General features: G+C 57.2%; 15 protein-coding genes. 6 read left to right on the top strand and 9 right to left on the bottom strand.

The genetic code is table 11. The features are described 5' to 3' along the window. Nucleotides 1-52: 52 nt before the first annotated feature. Nucleotides 53-1,276 carry a M20/M25/M40 family metallo-hydrolase gene (locus FHS27_RS28250; RefSeq protein WP_184309363.1) on the top strand — a complete coding sequence of 408 codons (1,224 nt, stop codon included), beginning with the start codon at nucleotides 53-55 and terminating at the stop codon, nucleotides 1,274-1,276. A 116-nt stretch (nucleotides 1,277-1,392) separates the two neighbouring features. Continuing rightward, the gene (locus FHS27_RS28245) at nucleotides 1,393-2,760 is read left to right on the top strand and encodes a PP2C family protein-serine/threonine phosphatase (protein WP_184309361.1); all 1,368 of its coding nucleotides are present in this window, start codon (nucleotides 1,393-1,395) and stop codon (nucleotides 2,758-2,760) included. Nucleotides 2,761-3,045: 285 nt separating this feature from the next. Here the strand turns inward: FHS27_RS28245 and FHS27_RS28240 are convergent, their stop codons facing one another. Continuing rightward, complete coding sequence (locus FHS27_RS28240) at nucleotides 3,046-4,404, bottom strand: DEAD/DEAH box helicase (RefSeq protein ID WP_246421157.1); 1,359 nt, start codon at nucleotides 4,402-4,404, stop codon at nucleotides 3,046-3,048. Between the two features lie 296 nt (nucleotides 4,405-4,700). On the opposite strand from FHS27_RS28240, the gene FHS27_RS28235 reads away from it, so the two are divergent. Then, a complete protein-coding gene (locus FHS27_RS28235) occupies nucleotides 4,701-5,612 on the top strand; it encodes an esterase/lipase family protein (protein WP_315854731.1) in 912 nt (303 codons plus the stop codon). A 25-nt stretch (nucleotides 5,613-5,637) separates the two neighbouring features. On the opposite strand, the gene uvrA is transcribed toward FHS27_RS28235, so the two are convergent. From uvrA to FHS27_RS28215, 4 genes are all read right to left on the bottom strand, one after another. Continuing rightward, nucleotides 5,638-8,226 (bottom strand): excinuclease ABC subunit UvrA, encoded by a 2,589-nt coding sequence (uvrA, locus tag FHS27_RS28230; protein ID WP_184309357.1) that lies wholly within the window; start codon nucleotides 8,224-8,226, stop codon nucleotides 5,638-5,640. Between the two features lie 29 nt (nucleotides 8,227-8,255). Next, nucleotides 8,256-9,521, bottom strand: a complete 1,266-nt coding sequence (locus FHS27_RS28225) for a CPBP family intramembrane glutamic endopeptidase (RefSeq protein ID WP_184309355.1) — start codon at nucleotides 9,519-9,521, stop codon at nucleotides 8,256-8,258. 4 nt (nucleotides 9,522-9,525) lie between these two features. Continuing rightward, nucleotides 9,526-10,206, bottom strand: a complete 681-nt coding sequence (pgsA, locus tag FHS27_RS28220) for a CDP-diacylglycerol--glycerol-3-phosphate 3-phosphatidyltransferase (RefSeq protein WP_184309353.1) — start codon at nucleotides 10,204-10,206, stop codon at nucleotides 9,526-9,528. Nucleotides 10,207-10,444: 238 nt separating this feature from the next. Then, nucleotides 10,445-11,656, bottom strand: coding sequence for a prenyltransferase/squalene oxidase repeat-containing protein (locus tag FHS27_RS28215; RefSeq protein ID WP_246421155.1), 1,212 nt, complete (start codon nucleotides 11,654-11,656; stop codon nucleotides 10,445-10,447). Between the two features lie 443 nt (nucleotides 11,657-12,099). On the opposite strand from FHS27_RS28215, the gene carA reads away from it, so the two are divergent. Together carA and proS are read left to right on the top strand one after the other, a co-directional pair. Then, nucleotides 12,100-13,284: a glutamine-hydrolyzing carbamoyl-phosphate synthase small subunit gene (gene carA, locus FHS27_RS28210; RefSeq protein ID WP_009093522.1), complete on the top strand. Its 1,185-nt coding sequence runs from the start codon at nucleotides 12,100-12,102 to the stop codon at nucleotides 13,282-13,284. A gap of 304 nt (nucleotides 13,285-13,588) precedes the next feature. After that, a complete protein-coding gene (gene proS, locus FHS27_RS28205; RefSeq protein ID WP_184309351.1) occupies nucleotides 13,589-15,088 on the top strand; it encodes a proline--tRNA ligase in 1,500 nt (499 codons plus the stop codon). Here proS and lnt read toward each other — a convergent pair. The 4 genes from lnt to FHS27_RS28185 all read right to left on the bottom strand — a co-directional run bounded on the left by lnt (nucleotide 15,039) and on the right by FHS27_RS28185 (nucleotide 21,787). Beyond that, nucleotides 15,039-16,871: an apolipoprotein N-acyltransferase gene (gene lnt, locus FHS27_RS28200; RefSeq protein ID WP_184309349.1), complete on the bottom strand. Its 1,833-nt coding sequence runs from the start codon at nucleotides 16,869-16,871 to the stop codon at nucleotides 15,039-15,041. The genes proS and lnt overlap by 50 nt on opposite strands. Nucleotides 16,872-17,098: 227 nt before the next feature. Beyond that, nucleotides 17,099-18,274, bottom strand: coding sequence for a hypothetical protein (locus tag FHS27_RS28195; RefSeq protein ID WP_221225455.1), 1,176 nt, complete (start codon nucleotides 18,272-18,274; stop codon nucleotides 17,099-17,101). A 329-nt stretch (nucleotides 18,275-18,603) separates the two neighbouring features. Continuing rightward, nucleotides 18,604-19,362, bottom strand: a complete 759-nt coding sequence (locus FHS27_RS28190) for a hypothetical protein (protein WP_221225454.1) — start codon at nucleotides 19,360-19,362, stop codon at nucleotides 18,604-18,606. 205 nt (nucleotides 19,363-19,567) lie between these two features. Next, on the bottom strand, nucleotides 19,568-21,787 hold the full coding sequence (locus FHS27_RS28185; protein WP_246421153.1) for a dockerin type I domain-containing protein: 2,220 nt from the start codon (nucleotides 21,785-21,787) through the stop codon (nucleotides 19,568-19,570). A gap of 284 nt (nucleotides 21,788-22,071) precedes the next feature. Here FHS27_RS28185 and FHS27_RS30845 point away from each other — a divergent pair, with 284 nt between their 5' ends. Then, on the top strand, nucleotides 22,072-22,818 hold the full coding sequence (locus FHS27_RS30845) for a pathogenesis-related transcriptional factor and ERF protein (RefSeq protein ID WP_221225453.1): 747 nt from the start codon (nucleotides 22,072-22,074) through the stop codon (nucleotides 22,816-22,818). Nucleotides 22,819-22,824 lie beyond the last annotated feature (6 nt).

Raw genomic sequence — 22,824 nt, 5'->3', positions numbered from 1 at the left:
GACACGCGAGCATTCTGAACCGACGAACCTAACCTTTTACCAAGAGTCCTGAATGTCCACCGCAGCTGAGAACTCGCTTGTCGCTATTGATTCGGATGACGCCATCGCGCGTTTCATGCAGTTGACTGCGATTCCGGGACGAAGCGGTGACGAAGCCGCCGTCGCGGCCGCGATCACGCAAATGCTTACCGATGCAGGTGTCGATCCGAATTGGATCGCAGAAGACGACGCTCACCTACGCACGCGGATCGAAGGAAACAGCGGGAACCTGATTGTATCGCTGCCCGGCAATCCATCGCTGCCACGGACGCTGTTGTCGGCACATATGGACACCGTCCCCATTTGTCTAAACGCCAAACCGGTTTTGCGAAACGATCCTGAACTCGGACGAATCGTGGTCGCCGAAGGACCAACGGGACTCGGCGGTGATGATCGCTCGGGGTGTGCGGTCATCTTAACTGCCGTTATCGAGCGACTCCGGTACGCCAGCGCGCATCCGGAGGCAGACCTCGCGCCTGCGGTGATTTCGTTTCTGATTCAAGAGGAAGTCGGACTCGAAGGCGCTCGCCATCTCGATCCGACAAAGATCGGCAAGGTTGACCAAGCGTTCAACTTTGATGGCGGAACGCTGGACAAAATTCGACAGGGTGCGATCGGTGGCGAGCGGATGCAGGCGACTGTCTATGGCTATGCGTCTCATGCGGGAGTGGCACCGGAAAAAGGTGTCAGCGCGATCGCAATTGCGGCGAAAGCAATTGCGGCGTTGCACGACGCTGGGCTGCATGGCTTGATCGAACGCGATGGTAAGCGAGGCACCGCGAACGTTGGAGTTATCCAAGGAGGCGAAGCAACCAACGTGGTGACGCCGGAAGTTTCTTTGAAGATCGAAGCACGCAGCCATGATGCGGAATTCCGCACCTGGATCGTCAGCCAAATTCGCGAGGCGCTCGAACAGGCGGCCCGCGAAGTCACCGATGCAAGCGGTCGATGTGGACGAATCGAGTTCAGCAGCCACGTCGATTACGAAGCGTTCGCCTTGGACCTTGATCACCCATCCGTTTTGGGGGCACAGCAATGGATCTCGCGCCTCGGCCGTGATCCGGTCTGCGAAGTCGCCAATGGGGGACTCGATGCGAACTGGTTGTTCCTTCATGGAATCGAAGCTGTTACGCTCGGCTGCGGACAGGCGGCGATTCATACGGCCGACGAGTACCTGCTGGTTGACGAATACCTCGACGCATGTCGGCTAGCTGCGTCAATCCTGCTGACGAATTAACTCTCAACGGTACTAGGTTCGTCGACCTCCGAACCTTATAATAATTTCGACCTGCTCCCGCCCGTTCCACTTGCTTTATTGGCCGTTGTCGTTTGTCTGAATCTTGGCATCCTGGAGTGACCGTGTCCGAGCTGACCCATGTGGGCATGCGTCGGGCGAATAATCAAGATTCGTACGCGGTCATGGTGGCGGAGTCTGCCGAGCGGTTCGAACGACGTGGTCACTTGTTTGTCGTCGCCGACGGCATGGGTGCACACGCGGCGGGGGAACTGGCGTCGAAAATTGCGTGCGAACAGATCGCGATGCGGTACGTTAGCTCACAGAAATCGGACAAAGGTCAAGCGCTCGGCCAAGCCGTTCATCAAGCGAATACGGCGATCTATGACCGGGGACAAAGCAATCCCGAATTCCACAATATGGGCACAACGGCCAGTTCATTGGTGCTCTCACGTGGGCAGGGCTACGTTGCCCAAGTCGGTGACTCGCGAATTTATCGGCTTCGTCGAGGCGTGTTGGAACAACTGACCTTCGACCACTCTCTCGTATGGGAGATGCACGCCAGCGGCCAGATTCCGAGCGACAGCCCGTTAGGCAAATCGATCCCGAAGAATGTGATCACGCGTTCGCTCGGCCCTGGGGCCCACGTGATGGTGGACCTCGAAGGGCCGTTTGATCTCGAACTGGGGGATCGCTTCCTGCTGTGTAGCGATGGCCTAACGGGATTGGTCGACGACGAGGATCTCGGCGTGCTGATGGACAGCTTACCGATCGAGAAACTCACCCCGGTGCTGGTCGATCTGGCGAACCTTCGAGGCGGACCTGACAATATCACCGTGATTGTCGTCGACATCACGGGCGAGCAATTGGTGAATCCCCCCAAGGGCGGTCAGGGAGAAAAGTCCAGCAAGGGATTTAAGTGGAACAGCGGTCATTCATCGAAAGCACTGCTGGCCGCGACGACGGTCTGTTGGCTCGGTGCCGCGGGATTTGCGGCCGCCGCGTACTGGGGCGGTGCCAAACTAGCTGGATCGGCGATTGCCGCGTTCATTCTCGGTGCGATCTCCCTCGCGGTGTGGGCGAGCGGCATTTTGGCCACTGACGATCACCGGCGAGCCCTCAACGCGAGGCGACGAAGTAAAGCCGGACCACAAAGCCCCGTTCAGGGCAGCTACGACTCCGGCCTCGAGGAGTCGGTCCTGGCGACAGGAACCGGACCGTATCGCCGATACGATGTCGACCAGCATCAAACGGTTTGCGTACGGCTGGCAGGAGTCGTATCCGAGATCCGCCGCTCGTCGGACCAGAACCACTGGATGCTAGACTGGAATGCCGTCCAATCGCTGCAAGAAAAATCGAACGAAGCCCAGGCTGCCGGGCAATGGAAAGTCGCGATCGGCCACCAATGCGACGCAGTGCTCGAGGCAATGTCGCTGCTACGCAAGCATCAAGACGACTCAGCCAGCGATACCGCAGTGGATCTTTAGCAGACGCGGCGGGTGCGTTGGGCTAGCGCAGCTTCGCTAAGACGCGAGCCCTTGTTAGGCAGGCACGTTCTCCCAGAAATCGTCCGCCGTCTAACAACCGCAGACACCGTCTAGCAACCGCAGAAGCACGGATACTCTGACGAGATAGAGCGACGTGCAGAACAACGCGGCCCCACTAACATGGACGATACCAAGCCGCAAACACTCGAGAACTCGCCCCAGCAGCATTCACTTGAATCCAAAGCGGCCAAGGCGTCATCGAGTGACCGTCGCCACCCGCCTGATTTACCGACGCCGTTTCTTCTTTCGCGTCATCGGGTTGAGACTGCGGCGTGCTTCCGCGGGAGCCTCTTCTTCTTCCGATTTGACAGCGGCAACTGGTGCTGGCACGGGATCAAACCCTTCCAGCGAGTCTCGCACGAGCTCTTTGTTGATCCGTTGCTCGATACTGGTCAGGACTTCACCTTCACCGGGAACGACAAACGTGTAAGCAACCCCGTCACGTCCCATTCGTCCGGTCCGCCCAACGCGGTGGACATAGTCGTCACAGTCTTGGGGGACGTCAAAGTTGACGATATGAGAAATCGTCGTGATGTCGATTCCACGTCCGACAACGTCCGTTGCGATCAGCAACTTAAGCTTGCGATCACGCAGACTTTGCAGGACACGGTCCCGCTCGCGTTGTTGAAGGTCACCGTGAATGCAACCACAGGCACCGTGGTAGGTGCGGGATAATTGTCGGTGCAATCGGTCCGTGCCACGCTTCGTGCGGCAGAAGATGATTGCTTGCTCGGGGTTTTCTCGCTCGAGAAGCTGTTCGAGCAATTCGACTTTGCGGTCATTCGCGACGGTGAAGTAGCGTTGCTCGATCGTGTCGACGGCCATCTCATTTCGGCAGCAATCGATCACCGTCGGCTCGGTCATGTAGCTTTCCGCGAGACGACGAACGACGGGCGGCAACGTAGCCGACAAAAGCAGCGTTTGGCGATTGCGTGGGCACTTCCGCATGATCCGTTCGATCTGAGGGCGGAAACCGATGTCCAACATCCGGTCGGCCTCATCGAGCACGACGCACCAAGTTTTGTGCAGGCGGAGGGTGCCGCGTTGCAAGTGATCGTGGATCCGCCCGGGAGTCCCGACGACGAGCTGAACGCCGTTTTCGAGTTGGCGGAGTTGGCGGTTCATGTTCTTGCCGCCCGACAGAATCGCGATCTCCGTTGGCACTCCGCGTGCCAACCGTGCCGCTTCGCCGGCGACCTGGTCTGCCAGTTCGCGAGTCGGCACCACGATGATCGCCTGTGGATCGCGGCATTCTTCGAGTGAATCGAGTTGCTCGAGAATCGGAATCGAGAACGCAGCGGTCTTTCCGGTTCCCGTTCGGGCCTGGCCAATCACGTCGGCCCCCTCAAGGGCGTAAGGAATCAGCGAAGCTTGGATTGGGGACGGCTTTGTAAAACCGGCTTTCGCGATCGCTCGCCGCATGACGGGCGACAAATCCAATTCGTCAAAGGAGTCCATTTCCGGCGGCAAAACGACGGGCCCCACGGATTCCAATAGGGCAATCGTATCTTCGGGTTCTTCGAAGCGGGACGGACGGCCGCCACCACTCTTCCGGGCATTTCGGGGACTTCTTGAGTAGCTCATGTCGAAAGTTTATCGTGTCCCATCGTTTTGCGACACTGGCCCGCGATGATAGCGGAGCGTGCACAGCAAATTTTAATGCTTTTTTAGAGTCAAGTCGCGCAATGTCGGGGGGCGATGGGGCACTGAGATGATGGATTCCCCCCCATCTTCCCATCCAACGTTTCGTATACTCCTCTTCGATCGCCATGATTCACAACTCGCGTCGTCGATTTTCCACTGCCCTGTCCATCGGCGTGATAATGGTGGGGTGCTTCTTCGGCGGTTGCGAAGTGATTGGTCAAACCGAAAGTGATACTGTGGCCAAAAATTTAAACGTGCCGCTGCCGACAATCGGTGGTGCCCAATTGTGGACCGATTTGGAGAACCGCGCGGGCTATCGACTTCAACGGAATTCGGTTTCGGGACATTGCCGCGTCCTCGACCCCAAAAACATCCGTCGTGGCTGGGGCAGCGAAACCGATGCCCTGCAATTGCTCGACGAGTTATGCCCGGCACCTCCGGAACCCTCGGCCAAACCGATGGTGGTGCTGATTCACGGTTTGATGCGAACCGATTCCTCCATGAAGTCGCTCGAGAAAGCGTTGCGGGCGGACGGATACGATTCGGTAATCCGCTTTGGCTACGCGAGCACCCGATCAGGACTCGCCGAATCGGCGGCCGCGCTTCGCCGGGTGCTCGAGGGCCAGCACCGAGACACGCAGTTTTGTTTTGTCGGCCACAGCATGGGCAACATCGTGACGCGGCATTTGATCGGCGATTTGCAACGCGACGGCGATCCTGCGGGAATTCTGCCGCGTTGCCGTGCGATGGTGATGCTCGGCCCTCCCAATCATGGTGCCGTGATCGCGAAACGTCTCGCGGCAACGGGGGTATTCGGATTGGTCGCAGGTCCCGGCGCCATGGAACTCGGGACGGGATGGGATGAAATCGAAGCGAACCTCGCCACGCCCCCGTTCCCGTTTTCGGTAGTGGCGGGCAAAGTCGAACCGGGGCCGATTCGCAACCCATTAGTCGAAGGCGACAGCGATTTTGTCGTCGGATTAGAAGAAGCCAAACTCGCCGGTGCTGAATCAATCCACGAAGTCCCTGTGTTGCACTCGTTCCTGATGAACGACGAAGCCTGCCAAAAGTGGACAGCAACGTTTTTAGATGAACACTTGGGCGAAAGCCCCAACGACACATCCGTCGCCATCGCCCCGAGTGAGTAATCTCGGATTGCTCGACAACGACCTTCTATTTCAGTCGACGTCGTAGAAATTCGCCCGTCAGTGATTCGGCACACTCGGCGACCGTTTCGGGACTGCCTTCGGCGATAACACGACCGCCATCGACACCACCTTTGGGACCGAGATCGATGAGCCAATCGCAGGCGGCGAGCAGATCGGTGTGATGCTCGATCACCAATACGGTGTTCCCTTGCTCGACGAGCCGGTCGAGAACGACGAGCAAACGCTGAACGTCGGAAAAGTGCAGACCTGTGGTCGGTTCATCGAGAAGATACAACGTCTGTCCCGTGCCCGGGCGAGCCAATTCTGTCGCCAATTTAATCCGCTGGGCTTCACCGCCGCTGAGCGTGGTGCTGGACTGACCGAGCGTAACGTAGCCGAGCCCGACGTCGAACAACGACGAAAGAAGAACGTGAACCTTGGGTACGTTCTCAAAAAATTCCATTGCCGCTTCGATCGTCATGTCGAGCACGTCGGCGATGGTCGCTCCCTTAAAGCGAACCTGCAGTGTTTGTCGGTTGAAACGCTTGCCTCCGCAACGCGAACACTCGATCAATAAATCGCTGAGGAAGTTCATCTCAATTCGTTCAAACCCATTCCCTTTGCAAACGTCACATCGTCCCGCGGGCGAATTAAAACTGAACCTTGATGCCGAAAAGCCGAGCGTTTTGGCGGCTCGCGTGGTAGCGAACACGTTGCGGATCGGATCGAGAACACCGGCGTAAGTGGCAGGGCACGACCGTGTCGTCCGCCCGATCGGGGATTGATCGATCGCGATTAGTTTGTCGATTTTGTCTGCGCCGGTCAGCTTGCTAAACGGGCCGGGCACTTTCCCCACGAGCCCGAGTTCGGATGCGACAGCGGGATAGAGCGTGTCGACAATCAGCGAACTCTTACCGCTGCCCGACACGCCGCTGACTCCGACCAGCATTCCGAGCGGCAGTTTCAGATTGACGTTTTGCAGGTTGTGCAGTTTTGCCCCGCGTAGTGTCAACCACTCGCTGCGCCGGGGAGTCCGCCGCTCTCGCTCGAGTCCGATCGCGTGATGACCAGAGAGAAACCTGCCCGTGGGGCTGGATTCATCAGCGGCAACCTGATCGGGAGTTCCCTGGCTTACCATGTGACCGCCGTGAACGCCCGCACCGGGACCAATGTCGATCAGGTGGTCGGCCGCTCGCATCGTGTCTTCATCGTGTTCGACGATGACGATCGTGTTTCCCTGGCCTTTGAGTTCATTGATCGCGCCGAGCAACCGATCGTGATCGGCCGGGTGCAGTCCGATCGAAGGTTCATCGAGGACATAGCACACGCTGACCAGCCCGCTGCCGATACAGGTTGCCAAACGGATGCGTTGTAACTCACCGCCGCTGAGCGTGTCGGCGGACCGATTGAGCGATAGATAGTCGACACCCACGCGGCGTAAGAAATCAATCCGCCGAGTCACTTCGTCTTGAATCGGTGCGGCGACGCGGCGGTGAATTTCCGACAACGAATCGGTAATTTCGCTGATCCATCTTTGCGTTTCGGCCATTGGCATCGACACAACACTGGCGATCGATTCGCCGTCAATTGTCACTGCCAGGGATTCCGCGCGTAGCCGACCGCCCTCGCAGCCGGGACAAACTCGGATCACCTGAGGCTCCTCCGCGGAAACCGATTTCCGTCGCCCTGATTTGGACGTCTGCTTCGCGGATGATTGGGTTTTACGGGATTTCGATGCAGGCTCCTCCGAAACCACACCTAATCCGTCGCAGGTTGGGCAGGCGCCGTAGGGGCTGTTAAAACTGAACGTTCGCGGCTCGAGTTCCTCGAAACTGGCACCACATTCGATACAAGCCATCGAGGTGCTAAACAGTTTCGATTCCGGATCACGTCCAGGCGGTTCGATCAGTGCCGAACACATTCCGTCGGAAAGCCGGATAGCCAATCGAGTGGACTCATCGAGCCGAGACTCGACGCCCTCCTTGAGGACGATGCGATCCACGACCGCTTCGATGGTGTGGTTCTTTCGAATCGCCAGCGGCGGGACGTCTTCGAGCAGGTACACTTCGCCATCGACGCGAGCACGCACCAATCCCTGCGACGCGATCTTTTCAAAAACATCGCTGTGCGCCCCTTTTCGCCCCCGCACCATCGGACTCATCAACGTCAACTTCGTGCGGGCTGGGTACGCGGAGAGTGACTGAACGATCGCGTCGGGCGTTTGGGTGCTGATCGTGTTGCCGCAGTTCGTACAATGCGGCGTCCCAACACGGGCATACAACAAACGCAGGTAGTCGTAGATTTCGGTGACCGTCGCAACGGTACTTCGTGCCGACTGCGTACCGCTCTTTTGGTCGATCGACAACGTCGGGGCCAGCCCGTCGATCAAATCCACGTCTGGACGAGGAATCGCATCGAGATACTGACGCGCGTACGTCGACATCGTATCGATGTATTGACGCTGGCCTTCGGCGAACAGCGTATCAAAAGCGAGCGAGCTTTTTCCGCTGCCAGAAACTCCCGTGACCACGGTCAGCGCGTCACGCGGAATGTCAACGTTGAGATTTTTGAGGTTGTGAACGCGGGCGCCGCGAATGCGAATCGGTGGGCTCAAACGGATAGGCTCGACAAGGGAGAGGACAGCTAACGCAACAGCTCAAGCAAAGTCGCGCTCATCGTGAAGCCGTTAAGCACAAAATGCACAACGATCGATGGCACGAGCGAGCCGGTCTGGCGGTACAAATATCCTAGCCCCATGGAAAGGAAGAACAGCGGGATCGGCGCGAGCCCCTGGCCCCAGTGCATGACCGCAAAGAGAATGCTCGCCACCACGATCGGCCAAATCGCCGTTGGAGTCCAATCCGAACGTGTCGCAAAATCCGATGCGATATCAGCCGGCTGAACCGGAAGCGTCTCGGGCGCCAGTTGAGGCGACGCATAAGGATTGTCGAGCCCCGCCTCGTGCGCGGCACCTGGTTTACCCGAGAGACCGCCGACTGCAGCGTTCAGATTCGCCGACGAACTCATTTCGCCAGGCATCGCGGATTCAGGAAGTATCTCGGGTGGCGCCATTGCCGGGACGCCGTCGACCGGTGTTGCGACCGTCCACTTGCGAACGTCATTGGCAGCATCGGCGATTCGTTGCAGTCCCCCCTGCAACATGCCACGGAACCAGAACTCTTCCACGATTGGAGTCACGATCGCAGTCGTAAAAAAGAGAGCGGCAAAAATTCCAAAATCGGGAGACGCGCCAGGCCCGTCCGGCTTGAGAGCCTCGAGCACGGGGTGAGAGTACTTTTGCAAGACGGAAACCAGCCCCATCAACATCATCGTTGGCGGCAGGATCAACCAGGCTGATTTGAAACCCAGCCAGAAATCACCTTGTGCAGGCAACCAACCGATCTTCGGTCGCTCGTGACCCTCCGTGGCGTCGACACGAACTCGCGGCCGGAACGTACGGGCGAGCCACATCGTGACGATCGTTGCCGTGACCATCGACGCTGAACTGAGCAGAAGCTGTAGGACGGAGATTGTCGGCGCGGCATCCGCCTCCACCGCTTCATCAGTGCTCACCACCACTTCCGCCGGAGCGTACTCCGCCGCGAGTTGGTTGAACTGCAGGTTGGCGACAATGAGGACGGCAAAAAAGAACAGGAAATAGAGCGGATTCCAGTACGGCCTCGCTCGAGGGCGTTCGGGCAGCAACGCACCTTCGCCAAAAAACTTCACGCGTCGGCGTAGCAGCGAGACCCACTTCGTAATCGAAGTCACGAATGCGAACAAAATCAGCAGTGAGATGCCAGTCAGCAACCAATCGAAACCCGATAATTCAACGACTTCCATTGTCGCAGTGGCATCAGGCACGATCGCCTGCGAAGACGCTTCGGTCTCAGTGAGTGTGTTTTGCATGAAATCAGTCTCGATCGGAGACCGAACCGGCCGCTTCATCACGGTGAGTTTCGTCGCCCGCGTCCTCATTCGGAACCGCCGGAATCGACGCCGAAGCCGGCACGTCAACTTGCGTGAGCGTTTGGGGATCCGACTGCATCACACGGGCAGCGATCAATGTGTAGTCGACCCCCGAATAGACCGTGATAAAAATGGCTCCCCACAAAAGAACCAACGTCGTGATGTTGAGCCACGCGGGGACGGGCAGAACCACAAAAGTCAGCAAGGCAGCAACCACCGCCGCACACTGCACAACCATTTTCCACTTCCCGAGCCAGCTAGCCGAGAAATCGCCGCCCGCACCCTCGATGATGCCACGTAAGCTCGTCACGAGAAGTTCGCGAGCAACGACGATCGTTGCCATCCACGACTTCACCGGGCTGTCGTCCACTTCCACCAACGCGATGAACGAACCACAGATGATGATTTTGTCGACGAAGGGATCAAAGATTCGCCCCAGCTTCGTGACCTGCCCGTACTTCCTCGCCCAGTAGCCGTCCATCCAATCGGTCGAGACGGCGATCAAGAAAACGATTAACGCGGGCCACGTTTCGCCCATCGGGATCAGAACAACCACGGCGATCGCCAACGCAAACCGCACTGTTGTCAGCGCGTTCGGCACGTTGTAGATCGAAGAACTCGCCATGGAAGCATCCGGGTCGAAAGGTGACGTTGTCTGCCAATGAATTTCAGCGACGTTGCCGTGGTCCGCCGAAGCGCCAGCAAGGTCGGTATGAAATCTCAGACAGCCTGTTCAACGATAACTTATCTCACCGCTCGGTTCTCGCCAACCGAGCCAGCGACAGACCCAGACAAGGTTCCGTGCCGATTTACAAACGCACGTTCCCTGTTCGCCGACGCAGTTTTCGCCCGTGATCACTCGCTTAACGTGATGCATCCGACTTCGCGTGCGACAACGCCAACAAACAGTAAGCGGTTACCAATTGGCGATCACCTTCCATCCAGCGGTCGCTGTCGCGGTTAACCCACGATCCATCTTGCTGCTGCAACGATTCGAGCGTGTCGACGAGCTCGACTCGCCAATCATGGACTTTGCCGCCCTCGGCATCGACGACCTCCAACCCCGCAACATCGAGAGCCTTGGCAAAGGTGTGGTAGTAGTAAAACAGCCCCTGCGGTCCCATTCCAGGGTTTTTCTCGAGAGAGTAGTTCTTCCGAATGAACCCGAGTGCGGCTTCGACTCGGGGGTCCTCGGGAGTCAAACCTGCATAGATCATGCTTTTCAGCCCCGCGTAAGTCATCGAACCGTAGCTGCGGAGTCCACCGTTGACTTCTTCTCCCGCTTTACTTTCGCCACCGGCCGCGGGGGTGTAATAAAAACCTCCGTCGCCGATTTTTTCGCCATGAGCGGTGTCATTTCCAGCGGCCGCTCCCTCTGGAGGACTCAGGTTTTGAGTCCGTGCGACGAAATTGAGTGCCTTCTGAATGGCCTCGTCCTCGGCATCGTTGCCCAATTCGTGAAGAGCCTCGACCAAGAACGACGTGTTGGACAAATCCGGCCGCGAGTGGCTACCGTAACCGGCCCCGCCGTAAGCGGTATCGCTGGGTGTCACGCCTTCGCCTTCATCCCACTGGATTTCCTTCAGGAACATCTCGGCGCGTCGCAGGATGCTGTCGTATTTTCGGTGCCCGTCACCTGCGTCACCGGCCGCTTCGCTAGCGGCGACCAACGCGAGGACGGCGGAGGATGTTTCGTAATTTCGGTACCGCGATCCGGTTTCGTAAATCCCGCCGTCGGGCTGGATTTTTGATTCGAGAAATTCCAACGACTTTTTCACCACCGGGTCGTTATTGACTGCCGCCGGGCGGTGTTCCAATATCGCTCGCACGCACAGACCCGTGACGGCCGCGCCGGTTTCGCCGCTAAATGCGCCGTTCTCATTTTGCCCGCGTGTTCTCAGGAATTCGATTCCGCGGTCAACGAGCACGTTGATTCGACGGTCCAGATTGCCCCCCTGTTCAGCCTCGGTCGTCGCTGCGACGCCCTGCTCCGGAGACTCTGCGCGAGCCAAATTGCCATGGGTAAACGGAACCGCACTCAGAGCGGCAGCGACCACAAAAGGGGTGGCGGTCATGGAAAGGCGATGAATCATTTCGTGCATTTTCTCCACGGCGGACATTGGCAGATTTCTGGGGAATGTTAGGCGGGGGGGCTGACGTCGAACAATACTACGGCTCTTGTGAGTCGTCCTCATTGAAAACGCTCCCAACGGGCATGATGTTCGCCGTCAGGTGCCTTAATGGTACGAGGGTGTGGCAACAAAGGTGAGGCGACGAAGCAAAAAAGAAGACGTTTGAGCATCCTAACAAGTCGCCGCATCCGTAATTGTCACTCACGAACGCGAGCAGAGACGCAATTTGCGTACCTTTCGTGATGAGAATGTGAAGGCTACCCCTGGAACAGATCGATTCGCGAAGCGATACTTTCGTCAAACAATTCGCCGCCCGCGGTTTTCGTTTAATCTCGTTTTAAGCTCGACTAATCGCGAGTGTGCCTCCCGCACTGAAGACATTGTCTATGACCGATTCAAATAACGTTTCCAAACCGGCAAAACTCGCTCTCCAGGATGGCACGGTCTATTCAGGCCGCTCACTCGGTGCCACCGGAGAGGTGGCCGGCGAGGTCGTCTTCAACACGTCGATGACCGGCTACCAGGAAATCCTGACGGATCCAAGCTATTGCGGCCAGATTGTCACGATGACCTATCCGGAAATCGGCAACTACGGCGTCAACTCGATCGACGTTGAACGACAAGGCACATCGCTAGCCGGATTTGTGATCCGCAACGAGAGTCGGATTCACAGTAACTATCGATCCGAAGGTCCGCTGGCCGAATACTTGGCCCGCAACAACGTGATGGGACTGATGGGTGTGGACACTCGCGCCCTCGTGCGACGCATCCGAAGCGTCGGCGCGATGCAAGGGATCTTGTCGACCGAAGACCTCGATGACGCATCGCTCGTCGCCAAAGCCAAGGCCGCACCGAGCCTCGTCGGCCGTGACTTGGTCAAGGAAGTGATGCCCGGTCAGCAAGAAATGTGGACACACGAACTCGACGAATGGACAGCGGTCGAAGTTGCCCGCGGCGCGAAAATCGTGACCAACGCGGACAACGTCGACGATTCCGATCGCCCTCACGTCGTGTGCATGGACTTTGGGATGAAATGGAATATCCCTCGCCACCTGCGATCACGAGGAAACCGCGTGACGATCGTTCCTGGAAACACATCGGCGGACGATATCCTGCGTCTCGAACCGACCGGCGTGTTCTTATCGAACGGACCTGGCGACCCGGAACCGTTGACGTACGCTCACGAATCCATTTCGAATTTGATCGGCAAAGTGCCCGTGTTCGGAATTTGCCTGGGCCATCAACTCTTGTCACTCGCATGTGGTGCGAAGACGTTCAAGTTGAAATTCGGCCATCGTGGTGCCAACCAACCAGTCTTCAACGTCAAGACGGAGAAAGTCGAAATCACGACTCAGAATCACGGTTTCGCTGTCGATGACAAGGACCTGCCGGATTGCCTTGAGGTGACCCACCGTCACCTCAACGACGATACGATCGCAGGAGTGCGTCACCGTGAAGCCGACGCTTTCGCGGTTCAGTATCACCCCGAAGCCGCCGCCGGCCCCCACGACAGCCACTACCTGTTCCAGCAGTTCCAGGAAAGCCTCACTGCGGCCCAACCGAGCAGCTAGTTCGCGGGCCATCACTCCCTGAGCGTTGCATCCGGGAACGCGAGCACCGACCAGCACGTGATGAAACGGAGCGATCCAACAACAGACCGGCTTCCCTAGAGAGGCCGTGTGGCTTGCCCGTGATCTACCACTCATCTCTGCAACGCGAGATCTAGAACGCACAACAAAGCGTTCCAATCTCGCTTTCGATGCGGAAATCACGCAGTGGTGAACGTTGTCACCGTGTTCGATGCGCGGTACTGTCCGTCGTTGTCGGCTTCGTCCGTTTTTTCTCTCAAACCTCCTAACTCTCAACCCTCGTCCTATGGCCCCAAAGACAGCGATCAGCCCAACTCGTGAGGCCGATTATCCCGAGTGGTATCAGCAGGTGATTCGTGCGGCTGATTTGGCCGAGAACTCGCCCGTGCGTGGGTGCATGGTGATCAAGCCGTGGGGCTATCAACTTTGGGAGAACATTCAACGTGCCCTCGATGACATGTTCAAAGCGACCGGGCACCAGAACGCGTACTTCCCGCTGTTCATTCCAATGAGCTACCTCGAGAAGGAAGCCGAACACGTCGAAGGTTTTGCCAAAGAGTGCGCCGTCGTAACTCACCACCGACTCGAGCCCGACCCCGATGGCGGATTGCGTCCGGCCGGAAAACTCGAAGAACCTCTGATCGTTCGGCCCACCAGCGAAACGATCATCGGTGCAACCTACGCCAAATGGGTACAGAGCTACCGCGATCTGCCGATCCTCATCAACCAATGGGCCAACGTCGTCCGCTGGGAAATGCGGACACGGATGTTCTTGCGGACCGCTGAGTTCCTTTGGCAGGAAGGACATACCGTTCACGCAACGGCCGAGGAAGCGATCGCCGAAACCGAACAGATGGTCGACGTGTATCGCGACTTCGCTCAAGACTGGATGGCGATGCCAGTGATCGTCGGCAGCAAAACACCGAAAGAGCGATTCCCGGGTGCGGTCGAAACGTTGTCGATCGAAGCAATGATGCAGGACCGCAAAGCGTTGCAAGCGGGCACGAGCCACTTCCTGGGTCAGAATTTCGCCAAGGCCCAAGAGATCAAATTCCAAAGCGAAACCGGCGGCATCGAATATGCTTGGACGACATCGTGGGGCGTCAGCACCCGGTTGATCGGCGCATTGATCATGACGCACAGCGACGACGATGGCCTCGTTTTGCCGCCGCGTTTGGCACCGGCACAAGTCGTGATCCAACCCATCTACAAAGACGATTCACGCACCGAAGTGATGGAATTCGTCAACTCGTTGCGTGCCGAGCTCGCGGCTCAAACCTACGCCGGCGCTCCGGTTCGCGTCATCATTGATGACCGCGACATTCGAGGCGGCGAGAAGAAATGGTATCACGTCAAACGGGGCGTCCCGATTCGATTAGAGGTCGGTCCCAAAGACATCGCCAAAGGCAGCGTCTTCTGCAGTGTTCGCAACCAACCGAAGAGCTTTGGGATCTCGCGTGAGGAAATCGTCAGCACGATTTCAGACAAACTCGAAACGTTGCAAAGCGAATTGTTTGCCGCCGCACTCGAGCTGCGAGAATCCAACACGGTGAACATCACCAGTGAGACCGAATTCCGCGAATTCTTCACGACCAAGGACGAAGACAAAATTCACGGCGGTTTTGCCAATTGCTATTTCGCCGACGAAGACGCGATCGAACCGTTGCTAAAGGAACTCAAAGTCACGATTCGTTGCGTGCCACGTGATGGCAACGACGAACCAGGGACGTGCTTCTTTACCGGTCGCCCCGCTGAAAAAATGGCCGTCTTCGCCAAAGCTTACTAAGCACGGCAAGCAATCCCGCGATCCAGGCGACGCCCATCGGGAAAGCGAACGACGCGCCGTATCGCACATAAGTGCTAACACGGTCGTCGACCTTTGGGGTCGCGGTGATTTCACCAGCAACGTCGAACCCTAACTTTTCGACAACGCGACCGCTGCTGTCGATCCAGGCCGTCGGACCACCGTTGGCTGCCGACAAGATCGGACGCCGGCATCCGATGGCGACCATTTGCGCGCACCGGAGGTGATGTGCGACGACGGCGCTGTGATCAAACCAAGCATCATTGGTCAGCGTCACGATCACGTTCGGCAGCGAGGCGGCGTCGCGATCCAAGATGGTTCGCATGTGATTGACGGTGATGCGTTCGACGGCCGTTTCGATACACAGGTTCGGCAACACTCTCGCCGCGCCGATGTCGAAAACGGCAGGCCCAGTTCCAGCATCCAGTCCCAATCCCGGTGGAACCATCTCTTTGAGAACCGGAATCGATTTGATCAACGGAATGTATTCACCGAACATGACCAAGTGATTTTTCGCGTAGGTATCGCGAACCTGACCATCGCTTCCAACATGGATCACGCCACTGAACTGCTTCGCGGTTTCACCATATCTCACCACGCCGCATCCGCCGATGATTGATGGTGATCGAATTGTCTTGTCATCTTTCATCGCCGTTACAAGGTCGACGGATCGGCGGGTGAAATCGCCCTGTGTTTGCGCGATGATTTGACGCATTTGGCTAACCGTCATTCCCTCGCCACGCATTTCAGCAGGAACGGTCAGATTCTCTTCTGCGATATACCAGGGCTGGCCGCCTGACAACATCGATTCGGGCCAAACGATCGCGTCAATCGGGCGGTTACCTCCACGGACCGCGTCGATGGATTGCCGAGCATACGCAGAGAAGATATCCAACTCGCGCTGATAGTCTTGCTGGTACTCCGTCTGTTCGTCACGCCCCACCAGCATAAATGTGGTCTCCGAATCGACGGTTGGATAGTCGAGTGCACGCTGCCCATAGGCATGCGTGAACAACAGTGCCGCAAACGCGATCGGAACCGACGTACGATAACTCGAGCAGGCGTGACTCCATCGCCTCGGTGACCGTTCAACCGAATCCGATTGCGAGCTTGATGCCTGCCCCTCTTTCAACCATTTGCCAAAGACGACGTCGGCAACCGCCGCGTTGGCCAAGACGATTAGAAAGCTGACTCCGTAGGTGCCAAAGCAATCGGCAATTTGTATTAGAGTCGGAGACGGCATCGCCGCGAGCGAATGACCGAGCATGAGCACCGAGATGCCCGTTGCGAAGTAGTTCCGTACAAACTCACCGCCGACCCAAATAACGCCCGCCACCAACGACAGCGGAATGAGCCGAAACACTCCTGAGAAACGACTCGATACTGAACTCGTCGTCCGCTCATACTGTTTCAGCATGGCGACGAACAGCAACGGATAAACCGCGAGGTAGCCCGCCAGCGCAATGAGCGGAAAGATCATCAAGGGATGTGCGTACCGAAGCCCCTGCAACGAAACGAAAAAGTACCCAAAGAACGACGCGTAAACGGCCAACTTCCACATCCGCGATTCATTCCGCGAAATCAAAAAGAGAGGCGAGATCGCGGCGAACGACAGGAACCATAGATTCGTTGCCGGACCGCACAGGGACAGCATTGTGACCGATGCTAACGAGGCGATCCACGTGCCCCTTGCCGATCGTTTGTCCGCCGGCAAATCGGTCGCCAGCAAATCGGTCGCCGAAGTTGCAGTAGCCTGAGGTTTCATTCGGTCACTTCCGTGTGAAATTAACGAGGGGCGGATCAATCGTAGCGGGGAACATCGCGCGTCCAACGGCCGGTCGGACGAGGTTTCGAGGCACTCCCAAACCCCCTCACCAGGAATTCATGCCCTCGTGCACGGCACCGCCTTTTGCATCACGACGACGCAACTCACCGCATCACGATTCAACGCCCTCCACCGCGAAGAACTTCGCAAATGGCATTCGCCAATCATTATCGCGTCGGCGTGAGCAAGTGATTGCGTAAGCGTGCCTCGACTCGATGGTCGCTAATGTATTCTAAAAACGAGTGTTCGGCACCAACGGCGCGTGATGCGTTAAATTGATCCACACGATACGGGTGATCGGCGAGGCGGTTCAAGCCACAAATACCGGTGTATCCAAGAGCGGGTGTCTTTCCGCTAAATCGAGTGAATTTGAACAGCCCCAAATACTTGTCGCGACTGTTGTAGACCAAAAACAGGTGATTGATTTGGCTGTAGGCTTTCGAACGCGTGCCGATCAAGCAACTGTTGCGAATCGCGGGAACGACCAACGTCAAATTAACCCGATGCGATGGATAGCCTGCAGGGGTCATTCCAGTCGTGGTTTCCAAACCACATCCGTCAACGCGACCTCCCCCCATGAGATGAAGTGCCCCCAACGCGACGCGTCCACCGTAGCTGAATCCCATCAAGGAGATGGGCGTTTGCGGGGAAATCCCGTTTAGAAAACGGGCGAGGTGAAACGAATGCTGATCGGCCTTGGACGCTTTGACTCGGACGTCTCGAATCGGGCCGGGGATCTCGTCCGCCGGCCAAGTCCAAATCACGTAACGAATCGACGGCGCCTCGTCCCACGGGACGATTGTCTGGTCGTAACCCTGAAGCCCGCGTCGGATCGCCGTGTTCAAATCCCAGCGATTGCCATGGACGAAGATGACCACGGGACGATTCCATCCCGTCGGGTCGCTCCCAAGAAGCGAATGCGGCGACTCGGATTGCCACCGTGAACCATCGACGCGTCGCCGCACGTCGAGATGTTCGACGCTACCACCTCGCGACCGGAGGTGCCGGCTGCTGACCAACCAAATCTCATCGTTCGCTCGGGCATCAAATTCTGCGGTCGGCGTTGCCTGCAACCGCTGCTCAATAACCTCCTCAGGCAAATCCGTCGAAACTGCCGGCTCGATGCCGCTTGGCTCGGGACTGACTTCATCGTCAACGGATGGCTGATCAACTGCCTGCAAACTGTCATCTGCCCCCTCGCCAGATTGCACATCGCCAGATTCGACGACATCGAACTGAACAATCGACGGCCCGGAGGAAAACGTTTGCCCGCTCGCCAGCGTCGCTCCGGCGAAGGAGAAACAGAGCACTGGCAGAAGACCGAACGGACGAAGAGTGGGCATGAAAAGACTCGCGAGGCATTGAGAATACGCAGTCTAATCTTACGCCAAAAAACACCTTTTCATGCGGTTAATTTTACGCGAATTAGCCGAACGCCCAGCGCTGACTGAATCGCCGAAACGGAAGCCGAGCGGGTCAGAAAACCACCGCCGACGAGCGAGCCGATTCGAACTCGGGCGATCCACAATCTCACCACCGCAGGATTGCACACGGCGAAAAGCCACTGGTGTCGCACCGAGCCTCCAACGCACTTTCAGTCGCTCTGGCGTTCGAATCGTTGTCCAATGAAATGGCTGGGACCGTGGATTGCAACCATCATGTTCACGGCGGACTATCTCAGCCGGAATTCCACCGCACCCGTTAACGCCAAACCGTCATCGGTCGAGATCTGTCCGGCGTGCCAGGTTGTCATGTCTCGTAGGTAGTCGATTCCCCCGACAAAACGCATAGGAATTCCGAATCGATCACAATCCGCTTTGACATCCAATCCCCACGTCGTGGTGACTTTGGAAATGGTTTCGTTGTTGACTCCGTCGTCATAACTGCCGTCGAAATCGTAGATCCCGAGCGTGAGATCGATCCAAATAGGTTGCCGGCCGAAGGTCGTTTCCCATCCGCCGCGAATTTTGGCACCGGTGTAATCGTTACCGATTTCTCGGTTTGCCCATTCGCGGTCCCACTGCATTTGGCTGAAACCAGTCCCCGCGGAGAGTTCACCGACATCAAAAGACCAGGTATCACGAAGTAGGAATTCATAGCCGAACATCTCGACGGTATCGGTGATTCCATATTCGACGCCCGCCTCCACGCTGGTCAAATAGCCGTCAAAGCGGTGGTGTCCAGAAAGTTCCAGCAACGTCCCGACGGAATCGCCCGAATCGGATGCACCGCCCACTTCGGTGAGTTCAGGCAGCAACGGCGCCCAGATGCCAACGCTTCCCTCAATGACCGATCCATCGACTGCGAATGCGGTCGAACTGACACCTCCTGACAGACATAACGCGACTGCAAGACAAGCGACGACCGAGGTTTTGGACACATCCAGCCCACGTCGATGAAGGGCTGAAACAGATTGGATAATTGCAAGCATTGAAAACGGCCGAGGGAATCGCGGTCGAAGAATCGGTGTTCTTCGTCGGATCGGTCGGTCGATTCGATGGTCTGCACCCAATTCGACGGAACTGTGGGTGAGAGAAAACGTGATCGCCGGACGTCTTGCCCGGTTTACCTATTTTGGGAGAACTCGCACCGTATGCCCTGTGCCCTGCGTTGCACAGATTTGAGCTCGCCGTGCTCTACAACAACGCCGCAAGTTGCTCGACTTCTCGCTCAAGTGGTTCGGGATCAGCCGAGGAAAAATCCTCAGCGAAGACACGATCGACGAAAACGAGCGTCGCGGGGACCGTGGGTTCCGCAGTCCACCCCGCCAGGCCAGACGGTTTATCGCCGTGCAGGTCAGAGGCTATCGCAATATCCTCCAATTCCGTGATATCGGCACCAGACAAACCTGACGCGGCCGTTGCCTGCACGCCCGGTCGAGGCACGGTCGTGTCGGAATCAGGGGAAGGTGCCAATGTGAGTTCGCCGGCGGGTTCGGAACCGGCGCCATTATTGTTGAGGTAATTGATCACCTGCAACGCGTCGACGGCCGTGATTTGTTTGTCACCTGACACATCGTAGAAACCTACTCCACTGACGTTGGGAGCGTCGATGGAAGGGTTCCCATCGGAGAGGTTCAATTGATTGATGATTTGCAGCGCGTCGACTTCCGTCACGGTGCCGCCTCCGTTGACGTCTTGCGGGAAGAGGACGTTTGTCCGTGGCGTGGCGGCGTCAAATCCGGCAGGCAATGAGATTGAGAAATTTCTCGCGGTGAGTCGAGGAAAGAACACAAGTGCGTACGGTTCGTCTTTGACGAGGGCGGCGGACGCCAAGCCCGTCGAACCGTATTGCCCGATCACGTTCTGGTTCTTGTCGATCAAAAGGACCGCTTCGCTGATCTGATCCACGTTCGTTGCGGTGACACTCAGCGTTTGGGAGGCCGCGGCACGAAATACGATCGATCGCGGTTGATTATCACCAGGGATCGCGAGCGTGTTTGCGATGGCTGCCGGATCCAAACGCGGAACTTTCGACCAATCGACACCATCGTCGTCAAAGATCGTCAGGCGGAAATCAGTCGTCGAACCTTGCTTGACTGTGACGATGTCATTGAGAGCAATCGTCACCGCTTCGGTCGTTTCGTCTGCCGTGTCGTCAGTGACGTTGACGGTGATGGTCGCGGTGCGTTGGCTTGGCGCGAAGACAAACGCGGTCGACGAAAGCTGAATGTCCGACGCGGCCGCACCTGTGATCGAGACCGGGATCGTAATCGTGGAGGAAGGGGCAGCCGACAACGTCGCGGTGACCTCGATCGATCCGACGCCCTCGGTGACGACAGCAGATTGCGTTGTCACGTTGACGGTCGGTCGCGCATCACCGGTTAACTGCCACCCGATATCGTCGAGAACCGCGAAATCGAGTGCCGAAAAAAGCTCATTCGAATCGATACTGGCGGTCATGATGGTGGGCTGTTCGGATGCCACGGACTGCGCGATGTGTGCCCCGTTAAGCGGAACATGCCCTGATCCGACGTAAGCAGCATCAGTCTTGGGACCGTTAAAACGACCGCCGCTGATGCGATTGATAAACGACTGCGAGACACCGTGACCGAGGATATGAGCGAGCTCGTGTTGGGCGAACGTCATGAACCGCAACTGGTTTTCCTCGAGCGGTTCGTCATCAAAATTCCACGCGTTCACGGTCTCGCTTCGGCTGTCAAAACTGATCGACCCGACGAAGGGTGCAAAATCGTTTGCGCCGCTGCCTGACGTGACACCCTCACCTCGCGTCAGCAACGTCGAACCGAACGCGTCGCACTGAGCCTGTGTCCCGGTGCTGCACGAATAGCTGAACGGTGCATTGATTCCGTCAGCGTGCGCCCGCGTTTTCTGAACCGACGATTCGTCGAGGCTCTGCAGATTCCGTGTCCCCACGAAAACGACGATCTCGTTTGCCGCGACCGAAAACCCGTTCGGCAATCTCGTATTCGCGCCGGACGTCGGGTTGGTGTAATGGGCCTGCCAGGTGTAGCTCGAAGTCGATGCCGGAATCGCGGCGAGCGTATCGCTCAGCCGGTCGGTCAGAAACTGCCCTGCCTGTTCGAGCAAGGCTTGACGAGCGGGGTTGTTCTTAAAAAAGCCGGTGTCGTGGGTGTAGTCGAACCGGAAGTGCACCGAGCTTGTGTTCTCACCTTCCGCCTCACGATCGGTCGAAAGATCTCGAATCACGGGCTCGCTAGAGGATGACACTTCCGCCGGTGTGTCAGCGAATTCACCGGACGGAGAATCCACTGACGCGAGGACATCGCCGGCGAGCAGTTGCCGCTTCTCAAGCGATTCGATCCGCACCAGACGATAACCGCGTTTTTTCCCCCGCGGCGCGCAACGCTGTTTTCTGTGGCTGAGAGACTTCATAGAGTGCGATCGATAAACCGAGTTCGGAAGTTTGCACAAGATAAGGTGAACAGCCCCATATCGTATTCGATAGGTAAGCCTCGGCGTCAGAGCTAAAATAACAACTCTTCGCCCGAGGAACATATCCACATGTACACCATCCCATTATCAGTACAGAGCCTCGGCCCTCGCGTGATCTCAGGTTCAACGGGTTGTAATCCATGAAGCCTGTGATTTTAATGTTCGCTGGTTTTTCCTGAGCCTTTTCGGGCTGTATCCCCTTCCAACTCTCGAGCTGTTACTGAATGTCTACCACGACCGTCGCCAAGGGGATCACCCGATTCGAAATGGAAAATCGCAGCGGTTACATGGTGCGGATCTCGCGCGGCGGCACGCGGATCAACAAATACTTTTCAGACAGCAAAAACGGTGGAAAACGGAAGGCGTTTGCGGCGGCAAAAAAAGCCTACGAATCATTGCTCGAAGAGATGGGCCCACCGGAGAACTCCACCCGCAACCGTTTGACCTCGCGCAACAGTACAGGTGTGGTGGGCGTTCACGTCGCCTACTCTCAAGACAACCGATATCCCGGGTGTGCCTACTCGGCATACTGTGCCTCGTGGGTGACCGAAGACGGACGCCGCGAAAAGGCTAGTTTCGCTTGGAATAAGTACGGGGAAGATCGAGCGTTCGAATTGGCCGTCTTGGCTCGCGAGCGTCAGATCACCGATCGGGATGAAGTCGTCGCAATCTTCGAACGATCAGCGGCTGGCAAGAAGTCAAAACGCAAGACATCGAAGAAATCGGTCAAGAGTCCTGCCAAACGAACCGCGAAGAAAACCTCCGCTAAGAAAAAGAGTGTCAAGAAGTCGGTTCGCAAAGCAACCAAAAAGTCGGTAAAGAAAAAAGCCGTCAAGAAAACGGCCAAGAAATCGGCGAAACGCCCCGCGAAGAAATCGGTTAAAAAGTCCATCAAGAAATCAACCGCTAAGAAGTCGTCGAAGAAGCCAGCGAAAAAGACCGCCAAGAAAAAGTCGATGCGGCGACGTTAAGCCGCC

The sequence above is a fragment of the Aporhodopirellula rubra genome (assembly GCF_014192335.1).
Lineage (GTDB): Bacteria > Planctomycetota > Planctomycetia > Pirellulales > Pirellulaceae > Rhodopirellula > Rhodopirellula rubra.
The sequence above is the reverse complement of the archived record's forward strand: the minus strand, read 5'-3'. Positions and strand labels throughout refer to the sequence as shown.